This is a genomic window from Paucilactobacillus vaccinostercus DSM 20634 (assembly GCF_001436295.1).
In the GTDB taxonomy this organism is placed as follows: Bacteria; Bacillota; Bacilli; order Lactobacillales; family Lactobacillaceae; genus Paucilactobacillus; species Paucilactobacillus vaccinostercus.
The window spans coordinates 21,565-40,096 of record NZ_AYYY01000005.1 but is presented as its reverse complement, the minus strand read 5'-3'; the positions used below and the strand labels follow the sequence as shown (position 1 = coordinate 40,096).

Sequence of the window (18,532 nt, the reverse complement as noted above, 5' to 3'; positions counted from 1 at the left end):
TTACCTCTTCTTTTAGTCATTTATTATTGTGCAACGACAACCATTGCCGGACGTAAAACCCGGTCTTGGAGCTGATAACCGGCCTGTAAAACCTTCACAACCGTATCTGGCTTTTGATCACCTTCAACGGCAACACTTTGAACAGCTTGGTGAACGGATGGATCAAACTTTTGGTTTAATGATTCAATCTCTTTAACACCATTCTTAGTCAGTGCCTCACTAAGATGATCATGAACCATTTGAATGCCCTTTTTCAACTGTTGTCCACTCTCGTCATCAACGTCAATTTCCAGGGCCCGTTTTAGATTATCCATCACTGGCAAAATATCTTTTGCTAAAGATTGACCGTCATACTTAAGGATTTGGGCCTGTTCTTTTTTAAAACGGCCATTCATATTTTGAATTTCAGCTTCGGCTCTCAAGTATTTATCCTCAAAGTCGTCCGCTTTTTGCTTTAATTCATCAATTTTCTTTTGTTCATCAGATACTTGATCCGCCGATTGGTCATCGGCCGCAGTTGCTTGATCATCTGTCTGTTTTACATCTTCAGATTGTGCTTGCTCAGCCGCTTGTTGTTTTTCTTGATCGGCTTGTTTGTCAGTCATTTAACATTCCTCCTACTGATCATAATAATGATGATAATAATCTAACAATTGACGCGCCAATTCTTGACGAAAGGCACTGACAATGCCGATAGTTCGTGAATATGGCATTCGTGTTGGTCCTAACACAGCGATAATACCTTTGCCATACTGATCCACGTCATAGGTTGCGGTGATCAAACTAAAGTCATCCAATAACTTGTTTGAAATTTCACTCCCAATTCGAACATGAATGTCATCATCCTCAGGATCAAGGAATTGTGACAGGTTCTCATTTTTATCAAGCATGCCATACAGTTCCTGTAAATCATTGGGATCATGATTATGCGAAAAACCAAGTAGGTTCATTCGACCACCAACGAAAAATCGTTCGGATGCCGCATGTGATAAAATGCTATCAAAAATCCCCAGTAAGCCGTCAGGACTATGCATATACTGCACAACCTGCATCGGAATATCTCGTTGCAGTCGCACTAAAACTTCATCCAACGGTAGCCCCGCGAGCTGATCATTAATTAACCGAATGACGGCCTCTAACTCCTCGGTATTCATATCTCGAGGAATGGCGAAGGTCTGATTCTCAACATCCCCCGTATCGGTAACCAAGATCGCCATCACTTGATGGTTTCCTAACGGCACCAGACGAAAGCCACTCAGGCGAGCATGTTTTTGCTCAGGTTTCAAGGTGAAGGTCGTGAACGACGTCAGATCAGAAAGAATATCGGCTGACCGTGAGACAATTTCATCAATTTTATGAAAATTAGATCCAAATGAATTACGAATAATTGCCATATCATTATTATCAATAACCATCTTTTGATCAAGAAGATGATCGACATAGTAACGATACCCTTGAGTCGACGGAATCCGACCAGACGACGAGTGTTCTTTAACGAGTAGCCCCTGTTCTTCAAGGTCTACCATTTCATTTCGAATCGTTGCTGAACTAACCTTCATCGGTAAATGTTGCGCTAAAACTTTTGACCCGACCGGTTGACCGGTAACGGTATATTGGCGTACAATCGCTTGCAGGATCGCATCTTGACGCTGTGTTAACATCATTATCACTTCCTTTTTAGCACTCGAAGGTTCTAAGTGCTAAACACAATGTATAATATACCAACCACCCGAATGAAAGTCAAGAAAAGACACTATTTTAGAAAGGATTTCTAATGAAACATAAAAATCAGCGCTACGTTCAACCACAAAACGTACACGATGCAATGATGACAATCGAAAAATTGTTTAATCAATACCGCCATGCACCTCTGACGCAAGAACTACTCAGTTACCACCAAAATTTAATTGGTCGCTTGCAGGGAGATATTTACCAAGAGGCTGTTCGCGAAAACAATGCCGCACAATTAGCAGCCCTAACCACCATGATTCAGCTCATGCAATCATGGACTCGAACCCGAATGACAAACCAGCCCTTCCACGCTAAAATGAAGCACTTTAAATTTGCGGCTGAAAACACTGTACAATTCAAGCGCCATGTTATTAAGAATAATTCAACCAGCGGGCACCGATCATCCCGCCATTAAAAAAATTCGAGCAAATTTGCTCGAATTTTTTGTTTCTTATATCAAAGAATATGTTTGCTGCCTCGCTTGTGCTAATGCATGTTTAGTATTCAGCTCATCATGCTCCAACTGTTCAATCAACGCCTCAACGGTTGTATATTTAATCTCATCCCGTAATCGCGCAATCCATCGAACTTTCACGTTTTCACCATAGATCATCTGTTTAAAGTCAAAGAGATTGATCTCTAACGTCTTCGGCCGCTGATCACCAAAAGTAACATTATAACCAATTGATGCCATGCCATCGTACCAGCGATCACCAATTTGTAATTGCACCGCATAGACACCGACACTCGGCATTCGTTCTTCTTCTGGCCATTCAACATTAGCAGTCGGAAAGCCAAGCGTTCGACCACGCGCTTCCCCATGAACAACGACCCCTGTTGTTTGATAGCGGTAGCCTAACAAGTCATTGACCAATACCATATCCCCATTATCGATAGTCTGTCGAATTCTTGATGAACTAATTTTTAATCGCTTATCCATTTGTGCTGGAACTTCTACAATATCAAATCGTTGTTGACTGTAGCGCGGCAAGTTTTGCATCGTGGCCACCGTTTTCGGCCCATATGTGTGGTCAAACCCGGCCACCACCGTATCCGCATGAAAACCGATCATGTACTGATCAACAAATTCTTGTGGTTTTAGTGCTGATAGAGCAGAAGTAAAACTAACAACATAGACTAGGTCAACCTCCAGTTGTTGTAGCAGATCCAACTTACGATTAACGGTCGAAAGGTACGTAACTCGTTTCTTACTGGCCTGATAGACAATTGCTGGTTGGTGATCATAGGTCAGCACTGCCAAAGGTAGTTGCTTTTGCTGAGCAATTTTTTTAGCTTGTTCAATGACTGCTTGGTGTCCGCGATGAACACCATCAAAAAAGCCCATTGCCAAAACAACTTTCCCGGTAGGAATTTGATCGGGATTAAATGGATGTCTAATATTAATGACCTGCAAGATGAAGTCTCCTTTATTACTCATTTTACTAATCTAAGTTCAACATTTTCAGTGGCTGATAACAAGCATGTTGTGTATTTTTCTGGTAAAGTGCTCGAATTTGATGATCAAATTCAATCGCAACGATTGGGTCGTCGACAGGCACCTCGCTAAGCTTGAGCCAAATTCCGTTCTTAACACCGGCCCATATGTCGCCCGTAATCGTCACGCGTGGAAATTCATCCAACGCATAGTCCAGTGGGAACATGATTTCATTTAACGAATCAGTCGCAACTGCTGCTTCAATTTCCGCTAAGCTTTTGGCTTGGTCTAAGCTAAAGCCGCCACTCTTAAGTCGTGTTAGATCGCTCATAACACCCGGATACCCTAGGTGACGCGCTAAATCAACTGCTAAGGTTCTCACGTATGTTCCCTTACTACACTCAACAACAAAGGAAACTGTTTGCTGATGTTGGACTGAATCATAATGACTACTAGTTAATTCAAACTTAGTAATCATCACTTGTCTTTCCGGGCGAACCACTGTTTCTCCGGCTCGTGCGTATTCATACAGTTTACGGCCATTAACCTTAACTGCTGAATACATAGGGGGAATTTGGGTAATTAGCCCCGTCATCGTCTGCATCTGATGTTCGATTTTCTCGACTTCGATGGGACGATCAACTGACGCAGTCTCAACCACCTCGCCATCCAAATCTTCGGTCGTCGTCATTTTACCAATCAGTAATTGTCCTCGATACTGTTTTCCTGATGCCATCAAATACTCAACGACCTTAGTCGCCTTACCAATACAAATTGGTAGAACACCATCGACGTTCGGATCCAACGTTCCCGAATGACCAATTTTCTTCGTGTGTAAAATTTTTCTTAATTGATTAACACAATCATGACTCGTCATGCCGCGTTCTTTATACAGTGGAATTATTCCGTCCATAACTTTATCTTTCCTCCAACTAAGCTAATATTATAGCATAATAAAAACAATCATCTGTGTTAAAACAAATGATTGTTTTTATTTTAGTCACGCTTATGCATTTCATTGATTAGTTGATCAATTCGCGAACCATACTGTACTGAACGATCACGTTCAAAAATCAGCTCTGGGGTCTTAAAAATATTAAGACGTGAACCAAGTTCGCTACGAATTAATCCAGTCGCCTTTTCAAGACCGGTCTGCGCCTTCTGACCATCCGAAGCCTTATCAGATAGCAAACTATAAAAAATCGTTGCTTGTTGTAGATCGCCCGTTACATCAACACCCGTAATGGTAATGCCTTGTACCCGTGGATCTCTGACCCGCTTCAATAAAATATCGTCAACTTCACGTTGAATTTCTTGACTTAAGCGTCCGACACGATAACGTTTATCTGGCATTGGTTTCCTCCTTAAAAGTTAACCTACTTAACCGGAACTTCTTTCATAATGTATGACTCAATCACATCATTGACCTTAACATCATTGAAGTTTTCAATCGTCAAACCAAGCTCATAGCCTTGTTTAACTTCCTTAACATCGTCTTTAAAGCGTTTCAAACTTCCTAACTTGCCTTCATACACGACAACGCCATCACGAATCAAACGGATGCTGGCATCACGGGTAATGGCACCAGAAGTGACCATTCCACCGACAATTGTACCAACCTTCGAAGCCTTATATAGTTCACGTACTTCAACTTCGCCAGTAACTTGTTCCTCGTATACTGGTTCAAGCATCCCCTTCATGGCCGATTCAACCTCATCAATGGCATTGTAAATGACACGGTGTAGGCGAATATCAACGCTACCACTATCAGCCTGAGACTTAGCTTGTGGCGTTGGACGAACGTTAAATCCAATGATAATCGCGTTTGAAGCTTCTGCCAAGGTTACATCACTTTCATTAATCGCACCAACAGCTGTATGGATAATGTCAACCTTCACACCATCAACCTTAATCTTCTTCAGACTTTGTGCTAGGGCTTCAACAGAACCTTGAACATCTGCCTTAATGATGACAGGAACAGACTTCATCTCACCCTCTTTAAGAGAGTCAAACAAGTTGTCGAGTGTGACGTGGTTCGTGTTAGCACGTTCCGCTACAAGTGCTCGCTTAGCACGTTCTTCACCGGCAGCACGGGCTGTCTTTTCATCTTCAAAGACAATAAACCGATCCCCAGCTTCTGGCACATCACTCAATCCAGTAATTTCAATTGGTGTTGAAGGTGTTGCTTCTTTAATACGACGGCCACGTTCGTTGGTCATCGTCCGAACACGCCCATAAGTATTACCGACAACGATTGGATCACCAACGTGGAGCGTTCCGTGTTGTACCAATAAGGTCGCCACTGAACCCTTCCCCTTATCAAGACGGGCTTCAACCACAGAACCAGCGGCGTGTTGATCTGGATTGGCCTTTAATTCCATCACTTCGGCTTGAAGCAAGATCATGTCGAGCAATTCATCAAGATTCTTACCAAACTTAGCTGAAATTTCAACAAAGATGGTATCGCCACCCCAGTCTTCTGGGATTAACCCGTACTCCGTTAATTGTTCAGTAACGTGTGATGGATTAGCACCTGGCTTATCAATCTTGTTAACAGCAACAATAATTGGAGTTCCGGCAGCCTTGGCATGGTTAATTGCTTCAACCGTTTGTGGCATGACACCATCGTCAGCCGCAACAACTAAAACAGTAATATCAGTGATATTGGCACCACGAGCCCGCATTTCAGTAAAGGCAGCATGCCCGGGTGTATCAAGGAACGTGATCTCTTTGTCGTTGTACTTAACTTGATAAGCACCGATTGCTTGCGTGATCCCACCAGCTTCACCTTCAGTAACATGGGTATGACGTAACTTATCAAGCAATGTCGTTTTACCATGATCGACGTGTCCCATGACCGTGACAACTGGAGGCCGTGATACTAAATGATCGGTATTCTTTTCTTCTTCATCAAAGAACTTATCAATATCAGCAACGTCAACCTCTACCTTTTCTTGGGCTTCAATGCCATAATCGGCAGCTAAGATTTCAATTGTATCCTTATCTAACGACTGGTTCTGGTTAACCATGACACCCAACATAAAGAGTTTCTTAACGATTTCGGCTGGTTCCCGGTGCAAAATTTTACCCAAATCCTGCGCATTCATCCCAACTGAATAAATTAAGGTTTCTGGTAACGGACGATCTTTACGAACAGCAACTGGCTTGTTATTCGTCTCACGAATTCGTTGATTCTTGTTTTTCTTTTTATTCTTCTTATTGAATCGGTTATTGTTCCGATTGTACTTACTATTGTTATTATTCTTCAAACTTCCACCAAAGCGGCCGCCGTTACTATTATTATGTTGATGGCCAGCATTGTTACTCCCTGCATTATTTCGGCTATTGTTGTTTTGTCCGCGACGATCGTTGTTATTAGTACGTTGATCGTTAGCCCGTTGTGAACCATTGTTTGAAAAACGATGGTTGTTATTGTTAGTCGTGCTTGGTTTTGTCGAAGTACTATTATCGCGACGGTGGTTGTTATTTACTTGACCATTGCCACTCTGAGAATTCCGACGTTGTTGACCATCCGAACGATGGTTATTGTTATTACCATTACTTCGGTTTTGTGGTCGTTGTTGACCATTATTTGAATGTGGCCGCGTCTGATTACTATGCCCATTAGTTTGACTGCTAGTCGTCGATGACTTCGCTGGTTCATGACTTCTAACAGGATGTTGACTGTGCGTATTATTTGAATGGTTGTTGGTTGTCGACGTTGTTTGAGCTTTTTTGGAACCCAGTGCTGAACGAAGCTCCTTCGCTTGTTGTTCATCAACTGATGACATATGGTTCTTAACACTCATGCCTTTTTTCTTAGCAACATCAAGGACATCCTTACTTTCAACCTTGAGTTCCTTAGCTAATTCATAAATTCTTTCTTTTCCCATTAGCTCACGCTCCTTTATTTACATATGCAGCAGCTCCTCAATTTTATGGGCGAACCCAGATTGAGTAATTCCATAGACGGTCCGAGCTTGACCTGTGGCAGTATTCAGCTGTTGCTTTTCAAATGTGATATCAAATGGCACTTGATAATAGTGACATTTATCCTGAAATTTTTTACTTGTTGTCTTACCAGCATCACTGGCAATCAAAACCAATTGCACCTTCTGAGACCTAATCGCTTTTAATACAGTATCTTCACCAGAAATTAGTTCTCCAGCTCGTCGCGCAATTCCAAGTAAATTTAAAATTGACTGTCTATTTGTCATTGCCAAATAATTCTCTTCTGGCCTGTTGATGATCGACATAGTTGATTAATTCATCATAAAATGAATCTTCAATCTTTATGCCAAACGCCTTGTCAAAAGTCCGCAACTTCTGCGCCTTTTTGGCAACATCAACATTAATTGAAACATACGCTCCTCGGCCTGGCTTTTTACCAGTTGGATCCAATGAAACCTCATTCTCCTTGTTTTTGACAATTCGAATAAGTTCCTTTTTAGGCATCATTTCATCAGTCACAATGTCCTTGCGCATTGGTACCTTACGTTGCTTCATCGCTCTTCACCCCGCTTGGTTATTCGTCTTCTTCAATGCTTGTTGACGTATCGTCAACTGTTTGATCATCACTAACTTCGTCTTCATCTGCATGATCAGTTTGTGTTCCTTCAGCAATCGACTCCGCCTCAGATTCAGGCTTGATATCAATTTTGAAGTTCGTCAGGCGAGCCGCCAATCGTGCATTTTGACCCTTTTTCCCAATTGCTAATGACAATTGATAATCAGGAACAATGACGGTACATGCTCGTTCGTTTTCTTCGTCAAAAATTACATCTAAAACCTCAGCTGGGTTGAGTGCATTGGCAATATATTGTGCGGGATCATCGACCCATTCGACAATGTCCATATTCTCGCCACCCAGTTCGTTAACAATTTCTTGCACTCGTTGGCCCCGGGGACCAACGCAAGTACCAACTGGATCAATATTGGCATCATTCGAGCGGACCGCAATTTTAGCACGGTCTCCAGCTTCACGAGCGATCGAAACGATTTCCACGACTCCATCATAAATCTCAGGAACTTCCTTTTCAAATAATCGCTTCAAAAGTTCCGGAGCTGTCCGACTGACGAATACTTGAGGTCCCTTAGTGCTATTTTCAACCCGACTGACAAATACTTGAATTCGATCATGCATCTTGTAATTCTCATTTGGCATTTGATCTTGCTTGCTCATCACAGCCTCGACGCTACCAATATTTACATAAATGAAGCGGCTATCCTGGCGTTCAACTTCACCAGTTACGATTTCATTTTCGTACTGACTGTACTTTTCATAAATGACACTCCGCTCCGCTTCACGGACACGTTGCATGATCACTTGCTTAGCGGTCTGTGCAGCAATTCGACCAAAGTTTTGTGGGGTAACTTCAAAACGAATTTCATCGCCTAATTCATATCCCCGGTTAATTTGAACAGCTTCTTCTAAGCTTACTTCCAATCGATCATCCGCAACTTCTTCGACAACCGTTTTGACAGCGTAAACCTTGATATTACCTTTACGAGCATCAAAATCAACCTCAACGTTTTGAGCCTGACCGTAGTTACGCTTGTATGCAGAAACTAATGCAGCTTCAAGGGCATCGATAACGATTTCCTTTTTGATTCCCTTTTCTTTTTCTAAGGCGTCTAGGGCACCAATCAACTCTTTATTCATGATTACACTCCTTCTACTCTAAAACTTAATCGCTAATCGAGCCTTAGCAACTTTTTGGCGTGGAATGACAATTTGCTTATGCCGTGTTTTAACGAGATAATCTAATGTTAATTCGTCTTCAGTAACGTTTTCTAAGGTTCCTTCGAAAATCTTGGCACCATCAATGGGCTGATACAGTGAAACATGAATATACTTACCAACCGCACGATCATAGTCGTCAGGCTTTTTTAAAGGCCGTTCAGCACCAGGTGATGAAACTTCTAAGAAATAGGCTTGTGGAATTGGATCGGGATCCAATTCATCTAATTTTTCACTTAATAAATCACTAACTTGTGCACATTCTTCAATGTTAATACCGTCTTCTTTATCAATGTAAACTCGTAAGTACCAGCTTTTGCCTTCCTTAACAAATTCAAGATCGTATAATTCGAAATGACGTTCCTCTAAAATTGGAGTTACCAACTGAGTAACAGTTTCGATAACACTACTCACAAAAACACCTCCAATATTTTTGCACTAAAAAGAGCGAGCATCGCTGCTCACTCATTTACGAGTTTTAATTACTCTACTAATCTATCACAAATCAATCATTTAATCAAATAAAACCCGCGAAAGCCCATCGATTAAAACAACGAAAGCTGGTTTTCATCTGGCAAATCATCTAAGACATGATTATTTGTCATAAATTCGATCAACGTCTTCGAAACTTTTCCTCGGTTAGCCAAATCTTCCTTTGAAAGGAATTCACGTTCTTCACGTGCTGCAACAATCTGTTTTGCAACGTTAAGTCCCAGACCAGGAACAGCTCTAAATGGGGCAATTAGACGGTTACCGTCGATCAACCAGTTGGAAGCATCTGAACGATCAAGATCAACCATTTCAAATTCATATCCCCGTTCTAGCATCTCATTAGCTAGTTCAAGAATCGTTAGCAGTCCCTTTTCCTTTGCAGAAGCATCGTTGCCCTTATCGTTGATTTCCTTCATAGCGGCTTTGACAGCATCCTTGCCGTGCGCCATCGCCACGATATCGAAATCATCGGCACGCACCGAGAAATATGAACAATAGTAAACAAGTGGGAAATAGACCTTAAAGTACGCAATTCGCAGTGCCATTAAAATATACGCCGCCGCGTGCGCACGGGGAAACATATACTTAATTTTCAAACAGGAGTCGATATACCAATCCGGCACATTCGATTCTTTCATTTTAGCTTGCCAATCGTCTGGAATCCCACGTCCCTTACGAACATGTTCCATAATCTGAAATGCAATTTCAGAATCCATTCCATAGTGAATCAAATCGGTCATAATGTTATCCCGACAACCAATCACATTCGCAATTGTGGCTGTACCATTCTTAATTAATTCTTCTGCATTTCCCAACCACACATCCGTACCATGGGAAAGACCTGAGATTTGTAATAGTTCTGAATAATTGCTTGGATGAGTTTCTTCAAGCATCCCCCGTACAAACCGCGTCCCAAATTCAGGTACGCCAAGTGTTCCAGTCTTAGAAAAGATTTGATCTTCGTCGACACCCAAGATCTCTGGACTCGAAAACAGGCTCATCACTCCCGGATCGTCAGTTGGAATTGTCTGAGGATCCACTCCAGAAAGATCTTGCAACATTCGGATCATCGTTGGATCATCGTGTCCCAGAATATCAATCTTCAAAATATTGTCATGAATAGAATGGAAATCAAAATGGGTCGTCTGCCAAGCCGCAGTTTGATCGTCAGCAGGATATTGAACCGGCGTAAAATCATAAATGTCCATATAATCCGGCACAACAATGATTCCGGCCGGATGTTGTCCAGTTGTCCGTTTGACACCTGTTGCGCCCTTGGCGAGGCGATCAATTTCTGCATTACGAAGTTGTTGGTTGGTGTCACGTTCGTATGCTTTCACGTACCCATAGGCGGTTTTATCGGCAACTGTTCCAATGGTTCCGGCACGATACACATTCTTCTCACCAAACAATACCTTAGTATAGTTATGCGCAATCGGTTGATAATCACCAGAAAAGTTTAAATCAATATCTGGTACTTTATTTCCCGTAAACCCAAGGAAAGTTTCAAACGGAATATCGTGACCATCTTTAACCATTAAAGTCCCGCATTCAGGACACTCCTTGTCCGGTAAATCATATCCTGAACTATATTCACCCTTCGTATAGAAGTGTGTATATTTACACTTTGGGCACCGATAGTGTGGTGGCAACGGGTTCACTTCCGTAATTCCCGTCAGCGTCGCCACAATACTTGACCCAACAGATCCCCGTGAACCAACCAAGTAGCCATCCTTATTTGATTTTGCAACCAATCGTTGCGCAATTAAATAGATGACCGAAAATCCATTACCAACAATACTCTTGAGCTCCCGATCAACTCGCTTTTGAACCAGTTCCGGCAGTGGATCACCATACCATTCTTTCGCCTTGCTAATTGTACGTTCCTGAATTTCATCCTCAGCCCCCACCATCTTAGGCGTATACAGCTTATCTTTCAGTGGATGAACATCAGCAATCATATCTGCAATTTTATTCGAATTTTCGACTACAATTTCATGGGCCTTATCATCCCCCATAAATGCAAATGCATCTAACATTTCATTAGTGGTTCGGAAATGGACATCTGGTAACATCTGCCGATTTAACGGATTACCCGCCTGGGAATGAATCAAAATTTTTCGGTAAATACTGTCCTCTTTATTAAGATAATGAACATCCCCCGTAGCAACAACTGGCTTGCCTAACTCATCACCAATTTCGGTCATGTTCATCAAAATTTCTTCTAGGTTTGCATCGTCTTTAATTAATTCGTCTTCGATCAACGGTGCATATACTGCCTTGGGCTGAAGCTCAATGAAATCGTAAAATTTAGCTTTTTCCAGCGCTTCATCACGCCCCTTTTGCATCATCGAAGTAAATACCTCGCCCGAAGAACAAGCCGTTCCCAGTAATAATCCTTCACGGTACTTTTTTAACTGACTACGTGGAATTCGTGGTACTCGGTAGTAGTATTCAACATTCGAAAGCGATACTAATTTAAAGAGATTTTTCAATCCAACCTGATTTTTGACTAAGATGGTCACATGGAACGGTCGCGCATGACGGTATGCACCATTATCACTCATATGTTCATTTAACTGATCATGAAATTGAATTTGGTAACGTTCTTCGGCATCCTTCAAAAACAGATGTAATAAATGACCAGTAGATTCTGCATCAAAGATTGCACGGTGATGGTGTTCCAGTGCAACGCCAAATTTCTTAGCTAAGGTATTCAATCGGTAGCTCTTTAATTCTGGATATAGAAAACGTGCCAATGTCAACGTATCAATTATTGGATTCGCAATTGGTTGCATTCCATGACGCGCGTAACCGGTATTCATGAACCCAACATCAAACGTCACATTGTGTCCGGCGACAATACAGTCACCACAGAACTCACGGAATAGTTTAAAAACTTCTTCTTCCGATTTTGAACCGCGCACCATATCGTCCGTAATACTGGTTAAATTGGTGGTTGTTTCTGACAAATGAAAACCAGGATCGATGAATTCCTCAAACTCTTCAAGAACCCCGCCATTTTTCATTTTAACAGCCGACAATTCAATCACTTTATCATAGATCGCAGATAGACCCGTCGTTTCAACATCAAATATAACGTACGTCGTTCCTTCCAAAGGAACATGCGCCGAGTTATAGCCAATCGGAACCCCATCATCAACAACATTGGCTTCAAGACCGTAAATCATCTTAATACCATTTTTTTCCGCTGCATGGAATGCATCTGGAAATCCCTGTACCCCAGAGTGATCCGTAATGGCAATTGCTTTATGCCCCCACTTAGCCGCCTGTTTAGCAAAATCACCGATTGAATTAGTAGCATCCATCGTACTCATTGAAGAATGCAAGTGTAATTCTACCCGTTTTTCTCCCTCCGCAGTATCTTGACGACTTGGATGGTTGACAGCATTAATATCATAGGCATTAATTGTTAGATCACGCATAAAAGTATCTTCTTGAACTGGTCCCCGAACCTTTATCCAGTCACCTTCATTAATTGCGTCAAATTGCGCCTCATCTTCTTCATTACGTGAAAACTTTTTAATCGTGATGGATGATGAATAGTCCGTTATCTCTAAGATCAACAGTTTACGCTGTGATCGGAGGGTTCGCACTTCCTTACTAAAAATATAGCCTTCAACAATTACCGATCGTTCTTCCTCAGTAATATCTTCGAGTCGACGAGTTTCACCATTGTCGCTGATTGTTTTTCCAAGTTTCACAGGACCCGTAACCTCAACCGTGTGGTTTTGTTGGCGCGCCCCAGATGCCTTGATTTGAGCGGCAGCTTTAGCAGCCAGTTCGGCATCTTTTTTAACTTGTTGTGCCTTCAATGCTTGGATTTGAGCCTCTGAAGCACTTTCATCCACCATCGTGTGAATCGAAAATTTGGGGAATCCTAAATTCCTGTATCCAGTCTCGATAGGACCTAACGCTTGATTAACCAGATAATTTCTGACAATTTCGTTTTCAGCCACGAACATCACTCGATCATCTGTCACATTTGGCACACCACGACTACATAGTTCCTGCAACATCGGTGATGATAAACCACTATTTGAAATCACGTATCGCCAATAATCGGCAATCAAGCGCTGATCAAGTCGTTCCATCTCAGTACTAATTTGCCAGTTAACCGTTGCAATATCCGCAAAACCAAGCTTTAATTGTGTCGTAAATTGCGAAAACAAATCAAATGGCAAAACATTTTGAAAGTGAAAATGAAATTCCCACGTTTTTGACTGCCGATGAACAACCACTTGCTGAATTGATGCCCCGGCAAACGCCTCATTTTGGAGATCCTCAAAATGAATTTGTTGTAATAATTTTTGAAATAACTCATGTTGTCCTAAACTCAACTATTTGACCTCCTAAGAAAAAAACGATGTCGTTCAATTAGAGCCAGTAAAGCTTCTCCAACCATCACTACATCGTCTTTTTATTAACCATTTTTTTGGTCGTCAGACTTTAAGAGAATTTGAATCGTATTGACGAGTTCATCTTCACGCACTTCAATTGTTTCGCCAGTCTTACGAATTTTAACTTCTACAATGCCCTCAGCTGCTTTTTTACCAATCGTAACACGAATTGGAATTCCAATTAGATCAGAATCGGCAAACTTCACACCAGCACGTTCCTTACGATCATCCAATAAGGTTTCTAACCCAGCCTCTTGCAAGTTTGACTCTACGGAAAGTGCCAACTTGTTTTGCGCATCATCCTTAAAGTTGATTGGCACAATATGAACGTTATAAGGTGCAATTGCGTTAGGCCATACAAGCCCATTTTCATCAGCGTATTGTTCCGCCACTGCAGAAAGTAGTCGGGTCATGCCAATCCCATAACATCCCATAATCACGTCAACACGTCGGCCGTTTTCATCTAGCACTTGTGCATTTAGTGATTCTGAATAGCGAGTTCCCAACTTAAAAATGTGACCAATTTCGATTCCACGAGTGAATTTAAGTGTTCCCTTACCATCTGGTGCCATTTCGCCTTCTTGAACAAGTCGAAAATCACCAAACTGGTCAACACGAAAATCGCGACCGATATTTGCGTTAATGTAGTGGAACCCATCCTCATCAGCACCGACCGGTACGTTAACCATATCTTCAACGTATTGGTCCGCTAAAATAGTCACGTCTTCACCAACACCAACGGGTCCTAATGATCCGAATGAAGCATGCAAAATTTCGGCAGTCTGTTCAGGCGTTGCCATTTCAAGATCATCAGCATCCAAATAGTTGGTTACTTTCACCTCATTAACCTCATGATCACCACGAACAAGGACCATCACTGGTTTTTCGTCCGCCATATAGAACAGAGTCTTAACGACACCACTCGTTTCAATCTTTAAAAATTTGGCAAGTTCTTCAACCGTTTTAACTCCTGGCGTTTCAATTTTTTCTAACTCAAGTGGTGCTGCGTGTGATTTATGACTGACAAATTGACTCGTTGCCATTTCCAAATTAGCTGCATAATCACTTTCATCAGAATATGCAATTGTATCCTCTCCAACTGCTGCAATAGCGGAAAATTCTTGTGAGCCACTACCACCAATTGCACCTGAATCAGCAATAATTGTCCGGTACTTCAACCCAATTCGATTAAAGATTCGGTTATAGGCGACGGCCATGTTGTTGTATGCTTCATCTAGCCCTTCTTGGTTGACACTAAATGAATAGGCATCCATCATACTGAATTCGCGTCCCCGCAAAATACCATACCGTGGCCGATCTTCATCCCGATATTTATTTTGAATTTGATACAACGTCAACGGTAGTTTTTTGTATGACTTAATGCTGTCCCGGATAATTTCAGTAAAAGTTTCTTCATGCGTAGGACCCAACACAAATTCACGATCATGGCGATCGCTAAACTTAAATAAATTATCACCATAGGTTTCGTACCGACCTGTTTGTTTCCACAACTCAGCAGGTAAAATTGCAGGTACGACCATTTCGGCCGCATCAATCTTTTCTAGCTCTTCTCGAACAATTTTCTCGACCTTTGTAACTACCCGGTAAGCCAGTGGTAAATAGGCATGGGCCCCAGCTGCAACTTGATAAATATAGCCGGCACGAAGCATCATTTTATGACTCAATGCCTCCGCATCACTTGGAACTTCTTTAACCGTTGGAATAAGAATTTTTGACTGTCGCATTAATATAACATCCTCCCTAATTATCTAAAGAAATATCGTTGAATATCATTCCAAGTTACCAAAATCATTAATAACATCAACAAACCAAACCCAATTAAGGTAACAATTCCTTCTGCTTTCTCTGGAATTGGCTTTCTTCTAATTGCTTCTAATATATTTAATAGTAATTTGCCACCATCAAGTGCAGGAATCGGTAGTAAATTGACAATCCCCAAATTAATTGAAAGAACTGCCAAAAAGTTAAGCACCCCTGTCACTCCAAGAGTAGTTGCTTGCGAGGTTCCGGCATAAATTGCGACCGGACCACCAAAGTCATTTAAATTAAATCCGTGTGTAATCATATGACCCAAAACACCAAAGATCAAGCTTACAATCGTCGCAAACTGCGTCCAACCATACGAAATTCGCGCTGTAAAGCTGGTATTTAATTGCTCCGTCACACCAATTTGACCCACGGTTGTTTTACCCTGCTTAACTGTCTTTGGCGTCACCGTCATTGTCAGCTTTTTAGATCCTCTGTGCACAGCTAACTTCAATTTTTGTCCGGGATGTCCCGAAATTTGAGTCGCTAAGTCATTCCAATTTGAGGTTTGATGTTGATTGACCGAAACTACCTTATCACCAGACTTTAATCCGGCTTTGGCGGCAACCGATGACTGATTAACTTGTCCCAACACATTGCTATTCGTCGGGATTCCCGGCAACATAAATCCCAATCCGATAAACACCACAATGGCTAAGATAAAATTATTCATCGGTCCGGCAAAATTAGTCATCATTCGTTGCAATAATCCGGCAGACTGGAACTGTACGTCCCGGGGTGCAATACGTACCTCGGTACCATCCTGTTCAACAATCGTTGCATCATGGTCGACATGGAAATGCTTCAGTTCACTTTCATCGCCATTAACATAGCCTTCTATATACAACTCATCAACTAAATCAGAATCGACAACCTGCATTGGAATACCACTAAATAGCGTTGTTTTCTGGCTAGCATTAATCATGGTCACAACGTCATCATCACCCATTTGCAGGCTAACAGGTGTCCCAGGCTTAAGTGTATCTTCATCATCATCCTGTGATCCAGCCATGCGAACATAGCCACCTAAAGGCAATATCCGGATTGTATATGTTGTCCCATTCTTTTTATACCACCAAACTTTGGGTCCCATACCAATTGAAAATTCTCGTACCAAGATTCCCGCTTTCTTGGCAAAGTAATAGTGCCCAAATTCATGAACTAAAACGAGAATTCCAAAAACAATGATGAATGTAATTATCGTAACTATCAAAGGAACTCCTTCTTACCTGTTTTGACTAAATAATTCCTAGCAGGTACAAACACGGCATTACCAACAACATGCTATCAAATCGATCCAAAATGCCACCATGTCCTGGCAAAATTTTACCAGAATCTTTAACGCCATAGAACCGTTTTAGTGCAGACTCAATCAAATCACCAAACTGACCAATAATCGACAAAATTAATGTCAGGCCAACCATGACCACCCAACTGTAACCAACGGGAAAGAACCATAAATAAACCGCCAGAATAATTGTTGCAGCAACGGTTCCGCCAATCGACCCTTCCCATGTCTTATTGGGACTAATTCGCGGTGCCAATTTATGTTTACCAATTTGTTTACCAATCATATATGCGCCACTATCAGTCAGCCATACGATTAACATTGCAAACAGCAATGTCGTAAGCCCATCTGCTCGGGCACTAATGAAATAGTGGAAACCAGTACCAATATATAGCATTGCCAACGTCAAGACACCAGCATCATCAAATGTAAATCGTTTTTTCTTAACCACCGTGTGCAACAAAATTAGCATCACAACGACATAAAATAAAAAGAAACGGTTCAATTGACTTGGCAACCAAGTTAACCAATTATCTGGAACAATTAGCAAAATGACGCCAATATTACTAAAAATAGCTTCAAATGACACGAGAAGCATCTTTTTCATGATTAAAACTTCATCTAATGCGATAATTCCCAATACCAAAGCAGCTAAGGACAGTGGTACTCGTCCATATACGATTAACGGGATAAAAATTATCAGCGCAATCACTGCCGTTATAACACGTTGTTTCATCTATTTACTCCATTCATTATTCAAATTTGAGCATTATTTCGTCAAGCCGCCAAAACGACGGTGCCGTCCCTGATACTCAATAATTGTTTGTTTAAGCGTTTCTTCGTTAAAGTCTGGCCAATGTGTATCGACAAAGACAAACTCACTGTACGCCAACTGCCACAACATAAAATTACTAATCCGTTCCTCACCACTCGTTCGAATCATTAGATCAGGATCTTCATAGTCTCCCAATTGGCTTGTCATCATCTGATCAGATAAAACTGACTCATCAATTTGGTCTATCTTTATTTGACCATCCATCGCCATTTGTGCAATTTTCTGAGTTGCACTTACAATTTCATCACGACCGCCATAATTCAGCGCAAAATTGAGCACCATCCCGTTGCATTCTTTGGTTTGATCAATCGCATCGTAAACTGCTTTTTGTGTCCCACTCGGCAGTTGATTAATATCTCCCATTACCGATACCCGAACATTATGCTTGATTAGATCAGGAACAAAGGTATTAAAAAAGCGAATTGGTAATTGCATCAGGTAGTTCACTTCGTCATCTGGTCGCTTCCAGTTTTCAGTTGAAAAGGCATACAAAGAGAGTACCTTTACACCGAGCTTACTTGCAGCAATCGTCACTTTCTTGACCGTCTGCATACCTTCTTTATGCCCAGCAATCCGTGGTAAATGGCGTTTTTGGGCCCAGCGACCATTGCCATCCATAATAATGGCAATATGAGCGGGAATACGATGCATATCTAACTCAATATCCGGCGCCTGTTCTGAATTTGATTGTGTTTTTTTAAACTTTGAAAACACTGCTGTCTCTCCTATTCTGCTATATCGAATACACCATATTCTATCAAAA

16 protein-coding genes are annotated in these 18,532 nt (G+C 41.5%); 1 reads left to right on the top strand and 15 read right to left on the bottom strand.

Features of this window, described 5'->3' with window-relative positions; genetic code table 11:
- Positions 1-23 precede the first annotated feature (23 nt).
- The gene (grpE, locus tag FC26_RS00905) at positions 24-605 is read right to left on the bottom strand and encodes a nucleotide exchange factor GrpE (RefSeq protein WP_057777167.1); all 582 of its coding nucleotides are present in this window, start codon (positions 603-605) and stop codon (positions 24-26) included.
- 12 nt (positions 606-617) lie between these two features.
- Positions 618-1,661 carry a heat-inducible transcriptional repressor HrcA gene (gene hrcA / locus FC26_RS00900; RefSeq protein WP_057777166.1) on the bottom strand — a complete coding sequence of 348 codons (1,044 nt, stop codon included), beginning with the start codon at positions 1,659-1,661 and terminating at the stop codon, positions 618-620.
- Positions 1,662-1,774: 113 nt separating this feature from the next.
- Here hrcA and FC26_RS00895 point away from each other — a divergent pair, with 113 nt between their 5' ends.
- Complete coding sequence (locus FC26_RS00895; RefSeq protein ID WP_057777165.1) at positions 1,775-2,146, top strand: hypothetical protein; 372 nt, start codon at positions 1,775-1,777, stop codon at positions 2,144-2,146.
- Between the two features lie 36 nt (positions 2,147-2,182).
- On the opposite strand, the gene ribF is transcribed toward FC26_RS00895, so the two are convergent.
- The 13 genes from ribF to FC26_RS00830 form a co-directional block, all read right to left on the bottom strand.
- Positions 2,183-3,145 (bottom strand): riboflavin biosynthesis protein RibF, encoded by a 963-nt coding sequence (gene ribF, locus FC26_RS00890; RefSeq protein ID WP_057777164.1) that lies wholly within the window; start codon positions 3,143-3,145, stop codon positions 2,183-2,185.
- Between the two features lie 28 nt (positions 3,146-3,173).
- Positions 3,174-4,079 carry a tRNA pseudouridine(55) synthase TruB gene (truB, locus tag FC26_RS00885; protein ID WP_057777163.1) on the bottom strand — a complete coding sequence of 302 codons (906 nt, stop codon included), beginning with the start codon at positions 4,077-4,079 and terminating at the stop codon, positions 3,174-3,176.
- An 83-nt stretch (positions 4,080-4,162) separates the two neighbouring features.
- The gene (rbfA, locus tag FC26_RS00880; protein WP_057777162.1) at positions 4,163-4,519 is read right to left on the bottom strand and encodes a 30S ribosome-binding factor RbfA; all 357 of its coding nucleotides are present in this window, start codon (positions 4,517-4,519) and stop codon (positions 4,163-4,165) included.
- Positions 4,520-4,542: 23 nt separating this feature from the next.
- A complete protein-coding gene (infB, locus tag FC26_RS00875) occupies positions 4,543-7,059 on the bottom strand; it encodes a translation initiation factor IF-2 (protein ID WP_057777161.1) in 2,517 nt (838 codons plus the stop codon).
- Between the two features lie 18 nt (positions 7,060-7,077).
- Positions 7,078-7,383 (bottom strand): YlxQ-related RNA-binding protein, encoded by a 306-nt coding sequence (locus FC26_RS00870; protein ID WP_057777160.1) that lies wholly within the window; start codon positions 7,381-7,383, stop codon positions 7,078-7,080.
- Entirely contained in the window at positions 7,373-7,672 is a 300-nt protein-coding gene (gene rnpM / locus FC26_RS00865) for an RNase P modulator RnpM (protein ID WP_057777159.1), read from the bottom strand. The genes FC26_RS00870 and rnpM overlap by 11 nt, the downstream gene beginning before the upstream one ends.
- A gap of 19 nt (positions 7,673-7,691) precedes the next feature.
- Positions 7,692-8,828 carry a transcription termination factor NusA gene (gene nusA, locus FC26_RS00860; protein ID WP_057777158.1) on the bottom strand — a complete coding sequence of 379 codons (1,137 nt, stop codon included), beginning with the start codon at positions 8,826-8,828 and terminating at the stop codon, positions 7,692-7,694.
- Between the two features lie 18 nt (positions 8,829-8,846).
- On the bottom strand, positions 8,847-9,320 hold the full coding sequence (gene rimP / locus FC26_RS00855; RefSeq protein WP_057777157.1) for a ribosome maturation factor RimP: 474 nt from the start codon (positions 9,318-9,320) through the stop codon (positions 8,847-8,849).
- A gap of 131 nt (positions 9,321-9,451) precedes the next feature.
- On the bottom strand, positions 9,452-13,759 hold the full coding sequence (locus FC26_RS00850) for a PolC-type DNA polymerase III (RefSeq protein ID WP_057777156.1): 4,308 nt from the start codon (positions 13,757-13,759) through the stop codon (positions 9,452-9,454).
- A gap of 83 nt (positions 13,760-13,842) precedes the next feature.
- On the bottom strand, positions 13,843-15,564 hold the full coding sequence (locus FC26_RS00845) for a proline--tRNA ligase (protein WP_057777155.1): 1,722 nt from the start codon (positions 15,562-15,564) through the stop codon (positions 13,843-13,845).
- 20 nt (positions 15,565-15,584) lie between these two features.
- A complete protein-coding gene (gene rseP / locus FC26_RS00840; protein ID WP_057777154.1) occupies positions 15,585-16,859 on the bottom strand; it encodes an RIP metalloprotease RseP in 1,275 nt (424 codons plus the stop codon).
- Positions 16,860-16,884: 25 nt separating this feature from the next.
- The gene (locus FC26_RS00835) at positions 16,885-17,670 is read right to left on the bottom strand and encodes a phosphatidate cytidylyltransferase (protein ID WP_057777153.1); all 786 of its coding nucleotides are present in this window, start codon (positions 17,668-17,670) and stop codon (positions 16,885-16,887) included.
- 33 nt (positions 17,671-17,703) lie between these two features.
- Positions 17,704-18,483 carry an isoprenyl transferase gene (locus FC26_RS00830; protein WP_268872639.1) on the bottom strand — a complete coding sequence of 260 codons (780 nt, stop codon included), beginning with the start codon at positions 18,481-18,483 and terminating at the stop codon, positions 17,704-17,706.
- Positions 18,484-18,532 lie beyond the last annotated feature (49 nt).